Genomic DNA, 16,076 nt, shown 5'->3' with positions numbered 1-16,076 from the left:
ATTTAATTATTTAATCTCTGGACTGGCTAAGTATATAAATGCTGAGCCAGCCCAGAGATTAAAGGAGATTGACATAGTTATGACCATCAAATAAAATCACAAATATTTTCTTCTATAGCTTTAATAAGAAGCGTTGAAGGCACATTAAATTTTTTATCACTGTAGTTAACAAGATAAAAAGGATAGTTCCAAACTTTACCCTCTATTGAAATTTTTTTTACCATACCGTTCTCTAAATCACGCTTTATAGAGGATAAAGGAACAATTGATATGCCTAAGTTTGCGGCAACGGCATGTTTTATTGCACTAATGTTACCAAGTACCATGGAAATATTAGATGGCACGCCTAAATCACTCTTTAAAATGAATTCAGTATAATCAAAAAGATTTGATTCAGGTTCATGGGCGATAAAAGGCTGAGTTTTTAGATCTTCAGCTAGAACATACTCCTTCTGTGTTAAAGGATTTTTTGGAGATCCAATCATTATAACAGTATCATCTAATAATTTTTTTGTCACAAAGGTTTTTTTATAGTTATAATCTCCGCCAATAACTGCAAAATCTACTTGGTTTGTTATTATCATATTTAATATTTCATGAGTATTTCCTATGTGGAGATGAACGTTAATATCCGGGTATTCTTGCTTAAAGGCTCCAATTAGATGTGGGAGAATATAAGCCCCAGGTGTATTACTGGCACCAATATGAATATTTCCGGCTATCTTTCCCTTTCGAATCGCTAATTGATCCTCCAGTTCTTTAACTGTTTCAAAAATTTTCGCTGCATAGCTGAAAACAAACTCGCCCTCACGGCTTAGATAAATGTTCTTTCCAAATCTATCGAATAGACTTATTCCCAGTTGTGACTCAAGCTTTTTTACCTGCATTGAAATAGTAGGTTGACTTAATAGTAATTCCTCTGCAGCCTTTGAAAAACTATGATGTTGTGCAACCTTATAAAATAACCATAGATAATGTAAATCCATTAGTACCTCCAATATAAGATATTTGATTTTTTTAATATAGATATTATCTATATGCGTTATATAAATAATATATTTTGATTATACTACTAAATGCAATATAATAAAAGTGTAGATATAATAAAAATATATGCATAATATCGTAAATTTAACCGCATAATTGTTGGAAATTTTTCTTTTAAGTATTTTATACGATAATAGGAAAAATATGAAAATATCTATTTATACTAGATAAATAGCAGCTTAAGGAGTTGAAATAATATGAAAGTAAAAATTACAGAAACGGCGCTAAGAGATGGTCATCAATCTTTAATTGCTACCAGACTTACAACTGAAGAGATATTGCCTATTCTAGAAAAGATGGACAAGGTTGGATATCACTCAATGGAAGTTTGGGGGGGAGCAACCTTTGATGCATGTCTTCGTTTCCTAAATGAAGATCCATGGGAGAGATTAAGAGAAATACGTAAGGCTGTTAAAAACACTAAGCTTCAAATGCTTCTAAGAGGTCAAAACCTTCTAGGCTATAAGCATTATGCTGATGATGTTGTTGAAGCATTTATTAAGAAGTCTGTTGAAAATGGAATAGACATAATTAGAGTTTTTGATGCATTAAATGATACTAGAAATATGGAGACTTCCATTAAAGCTATCAAAGAAGCTGGTGCTCACTGTCAGTGTGCTATAAGTTACACAACTAGCAAAGTTCATACAGTAGAATACTTCGTAAATCTATCAAAGAAGATGGAGGAAATGGGAGCAGATTCTATCTGTGTTAAGGATATGGCAGGTATACTAACACCATATTCAGCCTATGAACTTATAAAGAAACTAAAGGAAACAGTTAAAATTCCAATACAGCTTCACACTCACTGTACTAGTGGTATTGCTACTATGACATACATGAAGGCAGTAGAAGCAGGGGTAGATATAATAGACACAGCTATATCACCTTTCTCAGAGGGAACTTCACAGCCAGCAACAGAATCAACTGTGGTAGCACTTACAGAAGGTAAGCGTAATCCGAAACTAGATATCAAGCTTTTAAGTGAAATAGCAGACTACTTTAAACCAATAAGAGAGAAATACAGAGAAAACGGAATATTAAATCCAAAGGTAATGGATGTTGAGCCGAACACTTTAACTTATCAGGTTCCGGGAGGTATGTTATCTAACCTAATGTCTCAGCTAAAAGGACAAGGTGCTTTCGATAAGTATGAAGATGTACTTAAAGAAATACCAAAGGTAAGAGAGGATTTAGGATTTCCGCCGCTAGTTACTCCACTTAGCCAGATGGTAGGTACTCAGGCTGTATTTAATGTTTTAGCAGGCGATAGATATAAGATGGTTCCAAAGGAAATTAAAGAGTATGTTAGAGGTCTTTATGGAACTCCTCCAGCACCAATTAATGATGAAGTTAAGAAAAAGATTATTGGTGATGAGGAAGTTGTAACTGTTAGACCAGCAGATTTATTAGAGCCAGAAATAGAAAAATATAAGGCTGAAATTGGTGAATTAGCTACTTCAATGGAAGATGTTTTATCTTACGTTTTGTTTCCTCAGGTTGCAAAGAAATTCTTTGAAGATAGATTGAATCCTAAACCAGTGGAAAGCAATAAAGTAAAAGAGAGCAGTAAAGAAAAAGACAATAGTGAAAAAGTTAATTATATTACAGTCACTATGTAATAATCTGTAGGGATATAATACTAAACAATTGTTATAGACTTATGAGGAATACCAAGGGGGTGAAACAGTATGAATCTTTCAGAAACACTTATTATTGCACTAGGAGCATTAACTGCAATTTTTGCTGTATTGGTACTATATGCAATATCAATGGTTTCTAAGCTATCTCAGGCAATAACAGAAGGTAAATCATTAAATAATACAGCTCAAAATACTGTACAAAACTCTATTAACAGTAATGCTGCAGTTCAAAATACTGTACAGACTTTTAATGATAGTGATGACGAAGAAGATAGATTAGTAGTAGCTTTAGCTGCATCAATTATGGCTTCTAATGAAAAGCCGGATTCTTATTTTCATATATCAAAATTAACTAGGATCAGATAGTTAAAATAATTAATATTGGAAGGTGTTTAATTACTATGAAAAAATACATGATAAAGTTAAATGGTAAAGTTTATGAAGTAGAAATGGAAGAAATAACTGGAGAAGCTTCTGCTGCAATTTCAGCAAACCAAGCTGCAGCACCAGCTGCTAGAGAAGCTGCTCCTACAGCAGTAGAAAAAGAAACTCCAGCTGCACCAACTGCACCAGTTGCAGGCGCAGAAACTGTAGAAGCCCCAATGCCAGGAACTATAGTTAGCATAGCTGTAAAAGCTGGAGACCAAGTTAAAAAAGGACAGGTTTTACTTGTATTAGAAGCAATGAAAATGGAAAATGAAATAGTTGCTTCAAGAGATGCGAAAGTTGTTTCAATAAATGTATCAAAGGGTGATATGGTGAACCCAGGAGATGCTTTAGTTCAAATATCTTAAGATAAAACAAGGAGGACAATAATAATGGAATTTTTAATTCAAGGTGTTGCTGCGATTACCATAAAGCAGATTGTAATGTGGGCTATTGGAGGATTGCTTATATATTTAGCTATTGTTAAAGACTTTGAACCAGCATTACTACTACCAATGGGATTTGGAGCAATACTTGTTAATATACCTGCATCTGGAGCTGTAACTCAGGTGTTAAACGGAACTCCAGTTGAAGGAATCTTGGATTTCCTATTCGAAAGTGGAATTTCCACAGAAGCATTTCCTTTACTATTATTTATAGGTATAGGAGCGATGATAGATTTCGGACCACTTCTATCAAATCCGTTCATGCTTCTATTCGGAGCAGCAGCTCAGTTCGGAATATTTTTTACTATCTGTGCGGCAGCACTTTTAGGCTTCGAATTAAAGGATGCAGCTTCAATAGGTATCATAGGAGCAGCAGATGGTCCAACTTCAATATTCGTAGCAAACTACTTCCACAGTAATCTTATAGCACCAATTACTGTTGCAGCATACTCATATATGTCACTTGTGCCAGTAATTCAGCCTTTTGCAATAAAATTAGTAACTACTAAGAAGGAAAGAGCAATCAGAATGCCTTACAAGGCAGAGTCTATATCTAAGAAAACAAGAATATTGTTCCCTATCATGGTTACAGTAATCGCAGGACTAATTGCACCAACTTCCGTAGCACTAGTAGGATTCTTAATGTTCGGAAACCTTATTAGAGAATCTGGTGTATTAGAAAGACTATCAAAAACAGCACAAAACGAACTTGTAAATATCATAACTTTATTACTAGGAATTACAATAGCTGCTTCTATGAAAGCAGAACAATTTGTAACAGCAACAACTGCAGTTGTAATTGCACTTGGATTGGTAGCATTTATATTCGATACAATTGGTGGAGTACTATTTGCAAAGTTCTTAAATCTTTTCTTAAAGAAGAAAGTAAACCCAATGGTTGGTGCAGCAGGTATATCTGCATTCCCAATGTCATCTAGAGTAATACAAAAGATGGCAACTGAGGCAGATCCTCAGAACTTTATACTAATGCATGCAGTAGGAGCTAACGTTGCAGGACAGGTAGCTTCAGTTATAGCCGGTGGATTAATAATGAACTTAATTAAGTTCTAAAAAGATAGGGTAGGTGTTATAAATGGATCCTTTAATGACTTTTAAAGAATCACTAAGTGTAATGGCTTCAGGGATGGGCGGAATATTTGTAGTATTGTCAATAATATATGCTTTGATAAAAACTTTGATAAAAGTGTTCCCAGAAAAGTAATAGGCTAATATATAGGCTGCAGATAAGTTTTAAATATAAATCTTATCTGCAGCTTTTTTATTAATATAACTTAAATGTATATAATTTGGAATGACTATAAGATTGCATCTAATCTATAATTAATGTAATCTATTGTCATGGGAAGTCTATTTAAGAGGCGAATTAGAATATGACTAAGATGATAAATCGTGCAAAGCAGGCAGAAGCTATAAAAAACAAGATCTATGAATGCTGAGTTTAACTATATAGATGGAGCTGATATAGTAAAAAAACTGTATACTTCAGATAACAAAATGTTTATTACTAAAGGTCGTGAAATTCAAATTATGGTGGATGGATTAATACAGATGAAATAGTCTGATAAACAGAATGGTAGTAGTTGGTAACAAAATAATTTTAAATAATAAGAAATGGACTGATTAAAATATGAGAATTAGGATTAAATACTTTGAAGATGCAACTAAGTTAAAAAAAATAGAAAAGGGTAATTGGATTGATGTGTATGCAAACCGGGATGTATTTGTTAGGGTAGGAGAACGTGCAATGATTCCATTAGGATTTGCATTAGAATTACCTCAAGGTTGGGAGGCACACTTAGCACCTAGAAGTTCAACATTTAAAACATGGGGGATTATTCAAACTAACTCAGTAGGTGTAGTGGATGATACATTCATAGGTGATAATGACCAGTGGCATATGCCAGTTTATTGCTTGCAGGGAAAACATAATGAAGAAAGTATCAAAGCTATAGATGGAATGGAAGCTGAAGGTACATGGATAAAAAAAGGGGATAAGATAGGACAGTTTAGGATAATGGAAGTTATGCCAGAAATAGAATTCGAGGAAGTGGATTTTTTCGGTAATGCTGAACGTGGTGGATTTGGTAGTACTGGGGTAAGATAAGGGATATTTAATCTTGATAAAATTATGTCTTTTAACAGCTGATATATCCTTAAGCGGAGTTCCTGATGGTTTTAAGTTTCACAAATGTATCATTTAAGTAGTGTTATTGACATGATAATTTAATTCATATAAAATTATTATGTGCGAAAACGGTTGTACACTATTATATTATGGGATAGGATGTGAAATGAATGGGTGTTACAATAAAAGATGTGGCTAGAGAAGCAAATGTTTCGCCGTCTACCGTATCCAGGGCCATGGCTGGAAGTTCTAGGATTAGTGAAGAAACTAAAAAAAGAATTGAGGAAGCAATAAAAAAGTTGAATTATCATCCTAATGTAATTGCTAGGAGTTTAGCTAATAAGAGTACTAAGGTTATAGGGGTAGTTTTGCCTAAGGGAGCGGAGGATTTATTTAAAAATCCTTTTTTTATACAAGCGATGACGGGGATAAGTACATATGTTCAAGAATGTGGATATTATATAATGTACACCTTCTGTAAAACGGAAGAAGATGAATTAAAGCATATAAAGGATTATATTAACAGTAATTTAGTAGATGGAATAATTCTCACAGTAGCAAGGCTTAGAGATAGAAGTATTAAGTATCTTCAAGAGATAGATTTTCCCTTTGTAGTAATAGGAAGACCTGAAGATACTAAGAATGTACTTTGGGTAGATAATGATAATTTTAATGCTATGTATAATGTAGTTAGTAAATTGTTACTTAAAGGACATAAAGAAATTGCTTTTTTAGGAGCTAATAGTGAGCTGACGGTATCAAAGGATAGATTAAGCGGATATATGCAGGCGCATAAGATTCATGGTATTGATATTAATGAAAATATCATTTTACAAGTTGAAGACTTTAGAGAAGATTTAGCATATAAAGCTATTGAAGAATTATTAAATACAGAAAAACCTACTGCTATAGTAGCTACAGATGATTTCTTAGCCTTTGGAGCAAATTCTTATTTTACAGAAAAAAATATTAAGGGTATGGCTATGATAGGATTTAACAATACTCTTTTGGCAGAGTATCAGAAACCGTCATTAACATCTGTAGATATTAATGCAGAAAAAATAGGATACTGCGCTGTTAAACTGCTAATAGACAAATTAGAAAATAATATAGAGCAAAGGCATTACATTATAGAAACTAATTTAGTAGAAAGAGATTCAACCAAACAGCTTTAATAACGCACCTAAAAAGAACTAACAAGTCGAATATAGACTAGTTGGTTCTTTTTAGATGCCTTGGGTATGAAGTGAAACTTGAATAATATAGGGTTTCAACTAAAGTATACATAGGGGCATCTATTGTAATAATAAATAGATGCTCTCATAATATTTCTGAAAAGGTTTAAAAAGGTCGTTGACAACCTTTTCAATCTCTAATATAATTTAATTGTGAGCAAACGGTTGCACAGTTAAATTATAAAATGTGAAATGTTTGCACTTAAAAAGAAAGTTTACTATAAAACATGAACAAAGGAGGAAATATGTAATGGATGTAAAAAAGTCAAAATTAACTTCATTTGATTTCTGGCAAAAGTTCGGGAAAGCTTTATTGGTGGTGGTTGCAGTTATGCCAGCTGCAGGTCTTATGATATCTCTTGGTAAAGTAATAGGGATGACGACACATGATATGGTTTTTGTACAAACGATTGCACGTGTTATGGAGGATATAGGCTGGGCTATTATTTCAAATTTACACATACTGTTTGCAGTAGCTATAGGTGGTTCTTGGGCTAAAGAACGTGCCGGTGGAGCCTTTGCAGCTCTTATTGCCTTTGTATTAATCAATCGTATTACGGGAGCTATATTCGGTGTAAATGCGGGGATGCTTGCGGATTCAAATGCAACAATATCTTCATTTTTAGGTGGGCAGCTTGTGGTTAAAGATTACTTCACATCAATACTTGGTGCGCCAGCTTTAAACATGGGAGTGTTTGTTGGTATAATATCAGGTTTTTTAGGAGCTAATTTATATAACAAATACTACAATTTTAGCAAATTACCTAATGCTTTGGCATTTTTTAATGGAAAACGTTTTGTTCCTTTTGTAGTTATAGCAGGATCAGTGATATCAGCAATTATTCTTTCTATAGTATGGCCTTTTGCGCAAAGCGCTTTAAATGGATTTGGTAAATGGATAGCAACTTCAAAAGATAGTGCTCCCATTATATCTACTTTTGTATATGGAACATTAGAACGTTTATTGCTACCTTTTGGCTTACATCATATGATTACAGTTCCGATGAATTATACAGAACTTGGTGGAACATATAAAATGTTAACTGGAAGCAAAATAGGTCAGATAGTTTCAGGACAAGATCCACTTTGGCTTGCATGGATAACAGATTTAAATAACTTAAGAGCATCTGGGGATATGGCAGGATATGAAAATTTACTAAATGCAGTGCATCCAGCTCGTTTTAAGGTTGGACAGGTTATAACTTCTACAGCTTCTTTAATAGGTGCTGCCCTTGCTATGTATATAAGTGTAGGCAAAGAAAAACGTGCTAAATATAAATCAATGTATTTATCAGCAGCTTTAGCAGTATTTTTAACTGGTGTTACTGAACCGATTGAATTTATGTTTATGTTTGTTTCACCAATACTTTATACAGTATATGCTGTGTTAACTGGTTTTGCTTTTGCAGTGGCGGATCTAATTAATCTACGTATTCATGCCTTTGGTTTAATAGAACTTTTAACTCGTACTCCTATGATTATAAAGGGAGGATTAGGAAGAGATTTATTTAATCTTGTAGTTATATTAGTGGCGTTCTTTGCACTTTACTTTGCGGTATTTAAGTTCTTCATAGCTAAATTTAATATAGCTACACCAGGACGTGCAGGAAATGATATAGAAATGGGAGATGAAAATGAGGCAAAACAAGAAGCAGCAGTAGCAGGAAAAAGTGAGTTGGCTTATAAAGCTATAGAATTATTAGGGGGAAAAGAAAACATAGTAGATGTAGATGCTTGTATGACCCGTCTTCCTGTAACAGTTAAGGATACAAGTCTAGTGGGAAATGAAAAGGATTGGAAGAGTAATAAAGCGGTAGGACTAATAGTTAAGGATAAAGGAGTTCAAGCTATATATGGTCCAAAGGCAGATGTAATAAAATCAGAAATTATTGATATTCTAGGAGCTTAAAGATGAAACTTTTAACTTTAAATTGTCATTCTTGGATGGAAGAGAATACAGAGGAAAAGATAAAAATTATTGCAAATACAATAAAGGAAAAAGACTATGATGTGATTGCTTTACAGGAGGTAAATCAATCTATAGAAGGAAAATTAGCTTTTAATAGCATAAAAGAAGATAACTTTGCTTTAGTTTTATTAAAAGTACTTGATAGCTTAGGTTGTAGAGCATACAAAATGGTGTGGGATTTTTCCCACATAGGCTATGATAGGTATGAAGAAGGAGTGTGCATTATAACTAAGCACAAAATCGAAGAGGATTACTCTTTCTTCGTAAGTAAAGCTAAAGACAAAAACTTTTGGAAAACAAGAAAAGTTGTAGGGGCTTCCCTAAAAATAAAAGAAGAAATTGTAGACTTCTATTCTTGTCATTTAGGGTGGTGGCAGGATGAAGAAGAACCCTTTAAAGCACAAGTTGATCAATTGCTTAAAAATATCAGAAAAGATAGATTAACATTTTTAATGGGATATTTTAACAACAGCGGGTTTATAAGAAATGAAGGATATGATTACCTTATAGAAAAGGACAGGAAGGATACTTTTTCTATGGCTGAAGATAGTGATGATGGAATTACAGTAAAGGGTAAAATAGATGGTTGGGATTTAAATAAGAGCAATTTAAGGCTGGATTTAATTTTAACTAATAAAAAAGTAGATGTTAAACATTCAAAAGTAATATTTAACGGCACAAATAAACCGATAGTATCAGATCATTACGGCGTAGAAATAGAAGTACTTATGGGGAAAAATGAAAGGAAAGATATTACATGAAAAAGGTATGGTGGAAAGAAGCAATAGCATATCAAATATATCCCAGGAGTTTCATGGATTCAAATGGTGATGGAATAGGTGATTTGAGAGGTATAATCTCTAAACTAGATTATTTAAAAGATTTGGGCATTGATGTAATCTGGATTTGTCCAATGTATAAGTCGCCAAATGATGATAATGGCTATGATATCAGTGATTATCAAGATATTATGGATGAGTTTGGTACAATGGATGATTTTGATAATCTTATACAAGAAGTTCACAGTAGAGGTATGAAACTTATTATTGACTTAGTTATAAACCATACAAGCGATGAACACCCATGGTTTATAGAATCTCGTTCCTCAAAAGATAATCCAAAACGTTATTGGTATATATGGCGTGACGGAAAAAATGGGGATGTGCCAAACAATTGGGAAAGCATATTTGGTGATTCTGCATGGGAATACGATGAAGGTACTAGTCAATATTTTTTACACTTATTTTCAAAAAAACAGCCAGACTTAAACTGGGAAAACCGCGAAATGCGCAAAACTATTTATAACACTATTAATTGGTGGCTTGATAAAGGCGTTGATGGGTTTAGGGTTGATGCAATCAGTCATATTAAAAAAGAAGATGGATTAAAAGATATGCCGAACTCCAAGGGATTAAGATATGTGTCATCCTTTGATAAGCACATGAATGTGGAAGGAATACATGAGTATCTTAAGGAACTAAAAGAGAATACCTTTGATAAGTATAATATTATGACTGTTGGTGAAGCGAATGGTGTTAAAATCGAAGATGCAGAGCTATGGGTAGGGGAAAAAGAAGGCAAATTTAACATGGTATTTCAGTTTGAACACTTGGAACTGTGGAATGCTGAAATAGATAATAAATTAGATATAGTACAGTTGAAGAAAGTATTATCAAAGTGGCAAAAGGGACTTGAAGGCAAGGGATGGAATGCATTATATATTGAAAATCACGATATACCTCGTGTGGTTTCCACTTGGGGAAATGATAGGGAATACTGGCGAGAGAGTGCAACAGCATTAGCTGTTATGTACTTTATGATGCAAGGAACTCCGTTTATATATCAAGGACAGGAAATTGGGATGACTAATGTTAAGTTTGAAACTATTGATCAGTATAATGATGTAAAAACAAAAAATATGTATGCAATAAAAAGAGAACAGGGTGTGACTCATAAGGAGGTAATGGAGATTATATGGGCAGCATCTAGAGATAACTCCCGTACTCCTATGCAATGGGACGAAACCGCAAATTCAGGTTTTACATCTGGAAAACCATGGATTGGTGTTAACCCAAACTATAGAGAAATTAACGTAGCAAAACAAGAAAAAGATCCAAATTCTATACTTAATTTTTATAAAAAGATGATTTCTATTAAGAAAGAAAATGATATATTCACATATGGACAATATAATTTGATTTTAGAGAGCGACGAGCAAATTTATGTATATACACGTACTTTAAATAAAGAAAAAGTTGTTGTTATTTGCAATTTATCATCTTCCCAAGCTGTATATAAATATGATGGTATAAAGTTAAATTACGATGGATTGATGTTATCCAATTATTTTGTTGAAGCTCATGATGATATGACGAGTTTTACATTAAGACCTTATGAGGCAAGAATTTATAGGGTATAATGAAATATAAGTACGCATAGTTCATATAAGTGAGGGGGATTTTGTCTTGAAAAATAAATATGTTATAGGAATTGATCTAGGTGGAACGAAGATATGTGGAGCTGTTGCAAGCTTTGAAGGAGATATAATTTCAAAGTATACAATACCTACAGAAGCAGAAGAAGGCGAAGAGGCAGTATTAGCGAGAATAATAACTGTCATAGAGAAGGTAATTGAAGAATCTAAGGTGGTTGAGGATGAAATTGTATCTATAGGAATTGGTTCGCCAGGTCCACTGGATGCAAAAGAAGGGAAAATTATAACTACGCCAAATCTTCCTTTTAAAAATTTTAACATAGTAAAGCCTATAAAAGACAAGTTTAACATACCTGTATATTTAGACAATGATGCCAATGCAGCGGCTATAGGAGAAAATGTATTTGGTGCAGGAAAAGGAACTGATAACATGATTTTTATAACAGTTTCTACCGGTATAGGTGGTGGTGCTGTTTTAAATGGAAAGATATATAGAGGAAACACCTGCAATGCTTTAGAAGTAGGGCATATGACAGTAGAAAGAAATGGTCCACGTTGTAATTGTGGCAATTATGGATGTGCAGAAGCTTTAGCTTCAGGTACTGCTATAGGAAGAATTGCAAGGGAAGCAGTAGAGAGGGGTGAAAGTACATCTCTATCAAGGTTTGAAAAAATAACATCCTATGAAGTGTTTAAAGAAGCAGAGAAAGGTGATGCTGTAGCTCAAAATATATTGAATGAAGCATTAAATTATTTAGGAATATGTGTTGCTAACATAATAACTTCCTTTGATCCAGAGATGGTTATAATTGGAGGAGGAGTTTCAAAGGGAGGCACTGTAGTATTTAATAAAGTACAAGAAGTAGTTGAGCAGAGATGTTTTAGAGCTATGTGGGAAAACACTAAAATAGTACCGGCTGCTTTAGGAACAGATGCAGGGGTTATAGGAGCAGTTGCTCTTGCTATAATGGAGAGTAATTAAAAGAGGGTAGTTATCGGATTCGTTCAACTAAGAATCAGGCGGAGCTTGAAACTCCATCTGATTCAAGTTTTCACTTCATAATTAAAATGAAACCTGTAGGATAGACGATATAAAAATTAGTCTATGCTACAGGTTCTTTATTTATTATAGAAACTTGACGTTCCTAATATTGGATATTATTCATATAATAAGATAACAATGAATGAAAAGTAAAATAAAAATCAATTGCCCTATAAATTGTTTGAAAATTTAGACGATAAGTAATTAATAATACTTTTTTTGATTACAATAAGAGTTACAAGAAGAGTTACAAGAAAAGGTACAGATATATATGAAGGAAAAGGAAGGAGTATTGAATATGGCAAATGTAAGTGTTTGTAGATTAGCTGAAGATCCAAGATTTAAGATTAAAGTAAGTTTTGATAGGAAAACAAATAAAATTAAATATTTAAATATTATGACCGGTGAAGAGTGTGAAAATCCAGATTTAGTTTTACTTAGCATCAAAATGAATAATGAAATAAATACTAAGTGGAAGTGTTTAGTTGAATCTATAAAGCAGGATAAGAGATTGCAGCAAAAGCTATTAGGAGGAATGGATGTTATCGAATATTGAATAAAGTATCGAAAAAGAATTCAGGTTGTTAATTCAAAGGGCAGTAAGATAAATACTGTCCTTAAAATTAAATTAAAAAAATAGAAAGGAGCCTAGAGTATTTATGAATAATAAAGTTAGGTATTGTCACGGGACTTTATTAATAATATTTTTTGCAGTATTTATCTGGTCGATGCTTAATCCAAAAGATCTTTTCACGTGGTTTTTAGAAGTTTTACCTGCAATTATAGGATTTGTAATAATAGTATCAACCTACGGCAGATTTAAATTCACAACATTTGTTTATGTTTTTATTTTAATTCATACTATTATATTAATGATTGGAGGACATTACACATATGCGGAAATGCCTCTTTTTAATTGGATAAGAGATAGCTTTGGTTTAAGCAGAAATTATTATGATCGTTTGGGACATTTGGCACAGGGATTTATACCAGCTCTTGTTTGTAGAGAGATATTAATAAGAAAATCAATAGTGAAGAAAGGAAAAATGCTATCTTTTGTAGTTGTATGTATTTGCCTAGCAATTAGTGCTTCGTACGAATTAATAGAGTGGGGTGTAGCGGAAGCTACAGGGGAAGCGGCAGATGCATTTTTAGGTACTCAGGGAGATGTATGGGATACACAGTGGGATATGTTTATGGCTTTGATAGGCTCTATAACTGCTTTATCTTTATTTAGTAGTGTTCATGATAAATATATAAATTTATTATATGAGAAAAAAGAAATTGATTAGTTTTTAGTTTTTTAGAATAATAATAACAATAAACTAACTCGGGTGTATCAGTAGGATTAATATGGAGAATATTAAAGAAAAAAATAGTATATTCATTATAATTTAAAATATAACTAATAGACTCAATTTTTTAGTATTTATAAACATGATAGAATAACATTCGTTGCTTGATGAGCAGCAAATAAATGGACAAAGAGTGGTAACTAAAAAGTTGTTGACACTAAGTAAATGTTCATGATATCATGTATAAGCTGTTGAGAACGTCAGAAAATAAAAAATATTTTAAATGTTCTTGACAAGATAAAATAAACATGATAAACTAAATAAGCTGTCGAGATAAATCGACATGATCCTTGAAAATTAAACAGAGGTTGAAAGTCAAAATGACTTTTATTAAATAAACTAAACCAGCAATTCTTTAACTACTATATTAATAGTAGTGAGTAAAACAGTAATGAGCATTCAAACTTTTAAATTGAGAGTTTGATCCTGGCTCAGGACGAACGCTGGCGGCGTGCCTAACACATGCAAGTCGAGCGATGAAGCCCTTCGGGGTGGATTAGCGGCGGACGGGTGAGTAACACGTGGGTAACCTGCCTCAAAGAGGGGGATAGCCTCCCGAAAGGGAGATTAATACCGCATAACATTGGTTTTTCGCATGAAGAACTAATTAAAGGAGTAATCCGCTTTGAGATGGACCCGCGGCGCATTAGCTAGTTGGTGAGGTAAAGGCTCACCAAGGCGACGATGCGTAGCCGACCTGAGAGGGTGATCGGCCACATTGGAACTGAGACACGGTCCAGACTCCTACGGGAGGCAGCAGTGGGGAATATTGCACAATGGGCGAAAGCCTGATGCAGCAACGCCGCGTGAGTGATGAAGGCCTTCGGGTTGTAAAGCTCTGTCTTTTGGGACGATAATGACGGTACCAAAGGAGGAAGCCACGGCTAACTACGTGCCAGCAGCCGCGGTAATACGTAGGTGGCGAGCGTTGTCCGGATTTACTGGGCGTAAAGGATGCGTAGGCGGATATTTAAGTGAGATGTGAAATACCCGAGCTTAACTTGGGTGCTGCATTTCAAACTGGATATCTAGAGTGCGGGAGAGGAGAATGGAATTCCTAGTGTAGCGGTGAAATGCGTAGAGATTAGGAAGAACACCAGTGGCGAAGGCGATTCTCTGGACCGTAACTGACGCTGAGGCATGAAAGCGTGGGTAGCAAACAGGATTAGATACCCTGGTAGTCCACGCCGTAAACGATGAGTACTAGGTGTAGGAGGGTCGAACCTTCTGTGCCGCAGTTAACACAATAAGTACTCCGCCTGGGAAGTACGATCGCAAGATTAAAACTCAAAGGAATTGACGGGGGCCCGCACAAGCAGCGGAGCATGTGGTTTAATTCGAAGCAACGCGAAGAACCTTACCTGGACTTGACATCCCCTGAATAGTGCAGAGATGCATGAAGCCCTTCGGGGCAGGGAGACAGGTGGTGCATGGTTGTCGTCAGCTCGTGTCGTGAGATGTTAGGTTAAGTCCTGCAACGAGCGCAACCCCTATCATTAGTTGCTACCATTAAGTTGAGCACTCTAGTGAGACTGCCCGGGTTAACCGGGAGGAAGGTGGGGATGACGTCAAATCATCATGCCCCTTATGTCCAGGGCTACACACGTGCTACAATGGTAGGTACAGAGAGATGCAAGACCGCGAGGTGGAGCAAAACTCAAAAACCTATCCCAGTTCGGATTGTAGGCTGCAACTCGCCTACATGAAGCCGGAGTTGCTAGTAATCGCGAATCAGAATGTCGCGGTGAATACGTTCCCGGGCCTTGTACACACCGCCCGTCACACCATGAGAGCTGGCAACACCCGAAGTCCGTGAGGTAACCTGTAAAGGGGCTAGCGGCCGAAGGTGGGGTTAGTGATTGGGGTGAAGTCGTAACAAGGTAGCCGTAGGAGAACCTGCGGCTGGATCACCTCCTTTCTAAGGATAATACAGGCAGGTAATGCTGTCTGAAAGACTGGTTTAGCCTCTGTTTAATTTTGAAGGATTATATATTCTTCAAAGGATTATATATTCTTCAAATGAAGTTAAATACTAACGTATTTAACTAAGCGATCATCACAAAATCAAAGATTTTGGATGCCTGCTTATGTTCTTTGAAAATTGCACAGTGAATAGTTAAACAACGCAATTGTTTAACATATAGAAAGTAAAGCTAAAGGTAAATTACTTATACGAAAGTATATTTAACACCTTTGTAGATTTTATTGAACTAAAACCAGAAAATTGATAGAAACGAGCAGATCGAGGAAAAGCTTGAGCGAGGAGCAGAGTTTACTGATTGGTAAATGAGCACCGCAGCGAGGAATTTGACGAAGAGATGCGAAGTTTATAG

General features: G+C 34.7%; 15 protein-coding genes and 1 rRNA gene. 15 read left to right on the top strand and 1 reads right to left on the bottom strand.

Annotated elements, in window-relative coordinates; genetic code table 11:
• Positions 1-86: 86 nt before the first annotated feature.
• Positions 87-986 (bottom strand): LysR family transcriptional regulator, encoded by a 900-nt coding sequence (locus CLMAG_RS16910; protein ID WP_066625156.1) that lies wholly within the window; start codon positions 984-986, stop codon positions 87-89.
• Between the two features lie 258 nt (positions 987-1,244).
• Here CLMAG_RS16910 and CLMAG_RS16905 point away from each other — a divergent pair, with 258 nt between their 5' ends.
• The 15 genes from CLMAG_RS16905 (at position 1,245) to CLMAG_RS16845 (ending at position 15,661) form a co-directional block, all read left to right on the top strand.
• Positions 1,245-2,669 (top strand): oxaloacetate decarboxylase subunit alpha, encoded by a 1,425-nt coding sequence (locus CLMAG_RS16905; protein ID WP_066625154.1) that lies wholly within the window; start codon positions 1,245-1,247, stop codon positions 2,667-2,669.
• A gap of 69 nt (positions 2,670-2,738) precedes the next feature.
• Entirely contained in the window at positions 2,739-3,056 is a 318-nt protein-coding gene (locus tag CLMAG_RS16900) for a hypothetical protein (RefSeq protein WP_066625150.1), read from the top strand.
• Positions 3,057-3,091: 35 nt separating this feature from the next.
• On the top strand, positions 3,092-3,484 hold the full coding sequence (locus tag CLMAG_RS16895) for a biotin/lipoyl-containing protein (protein ID WP_066625149.1): 393 nt from the start codon (positions 3,092-3,094) through the stop codon (positions 3,482-3,484).
• Between the two features lie 24 nt (positions 3,485-3,508).
• Positions 3,509-4,633, top strand: a complete 1,125-nt coding sequence (locus tag CLMAG_RS16890; protein ID WP_066625148.1) for a sodium ion-translocating decarboxylase subunit beta — start codon at positions 3,509-3,511, stop codon at positions 4,631-4,633.
• A 22-nt stretch (positions 4,634-4,655) separates the two neighbouring features.
• Positions 4,656-4,784, top strand: coding sequence for an OadG-related small transporter subunit (locus tag CLMAG_RS34390; RefSeq protein WP_278330881.1), 129 nt, complete (start codon positions 4,656-4,658; stop codon positions 4,782-4,784).
• Positions 4,785-5,008: 224 nt separating this feature from the next.
• Positions 5,009-5,140, top strand: a complete 132-nt coding sequence (locus CLMAG_RS34385) for a hypothetical protein (protein WP_278330880.1) — start codon at positions 5,009-5,011, stop codon at positions 5,138-5,140.
• Positions 5,141-5,210: 70 nt separating this feature from the next.
• Positions 5,211-5,687, top strand: coding sequence for a dUTP diphosphatase (locus CLMAG_RS16885; protein WP_066625143.1), 477 nt, complete (start codon positions 5,211-5,213; stop codon positions 5,685-5,687).
• A 191-nt stretch (positions 5,688-5,878) separates the two neighbouring features.
• Complete coding sequence (locus CLMAG_RS16880; RefSeq protein ID WP_066625137.1) at positions 5,879-6,883, top strand: LacI family DNA-binding transcriptional regulator; 1,005 nt, start codon at positions 5,879-5,881, stop codon at positions 6,881-6,883.
• Between the two features lie 310 nt (positions 6,884-7,193).
• Complete coding sequence (locus CLMAG_RS16875) at positions 7,194-8,852, top strand: PTS transporter subunit IIBC (RefSeq protein WP_066625134.1); 1,659 nt, start codon at positions 7,194-7,196, stop codon at positions 8,850-8,852.
• A gap of 2 nt (positions 8,853-8,854) precedes the next feature.
• Positions 8,855-9,673, top strand: coding sequence for an endonuclease/exonuclease/phosphatase family protein (locus tag CLMAG_RS16870; protein ID WP_066625131.1), 819 nt, complete (start codon positions 8,855-8,857; stop codon positions 9,671-9,673).
• On the top strand, positions 9,670-11,331 hold the full coding sequence (locus CLMAG_RS16865) for a glycoside hydrolase family 13 protein (RefSeq protein WP_066625129.1): 1,662 nt from the start codon (positions 9,670-9,672) through the stop codon (positions 11,329-11,331). Before CLMAG_RS16870 ends, CLMAG_RS16865 begins: the two co-directional genes overlap by 4 nt.
• Before the next feature lie 46 nt (positions 11,332-11,377).
• A complete protein-coding gene (locus CLMAG_RS16860; protein WP_066625126.1) occupies positions 11,378-12,328 on the top strand; it encodes an ROK family protein in 951 nt (316 codons plus the stop codon).
• Between the two features lie 358 nt (positions 12,329-12,686).
• Positions 12,687-12,944, top strand: a complete 258-nt coding sequence (locus tag CLMAG_RS16855; protein ID WP_066625124.1) for a hypothetical protein — start codon at positions 12,687-12,689, stop codon at positions 12,942-12,944.
• Positions 12,945-13,047: 103 nt separating this feature from the next.
• The gene (locus tag CLMAG_RS16850) at positions 13,048-13,680 is read left to right on the top strand and encodes a DUF2238 domain-containing protein (RefSeq protein ID WP_066625119.1); all 633 of its coding nucleotides are present in this window, start codon (positions 13,048-13,050) and stop codon (positions 13,678-13,680) included.
• 471 nt (positions 13,681-14,151) lie between these two features.
• Positions 14,152-15,661: ribosomal RNA gene (locus CLMAG_RS16845) — 16S ribosomal RNA — on the top strand.
• Positions 15,662-16,076: the final 415 nt, after the last annotated feature.

Source organism: Clostridium magnum DSM 2767 (genome assembly GCF_001623875.1).
In the GTDB taxonomy this organism is placed as follows: domain Bacteria; phylum Bacillota; class Clostridia; order Clostridiales; family Clostridiaceae; genus Clostridium_AM; species Clostridium_AM magnum.
This window is presented reverse-complemented; position numbering and strand designations above follow the sequence as displayed.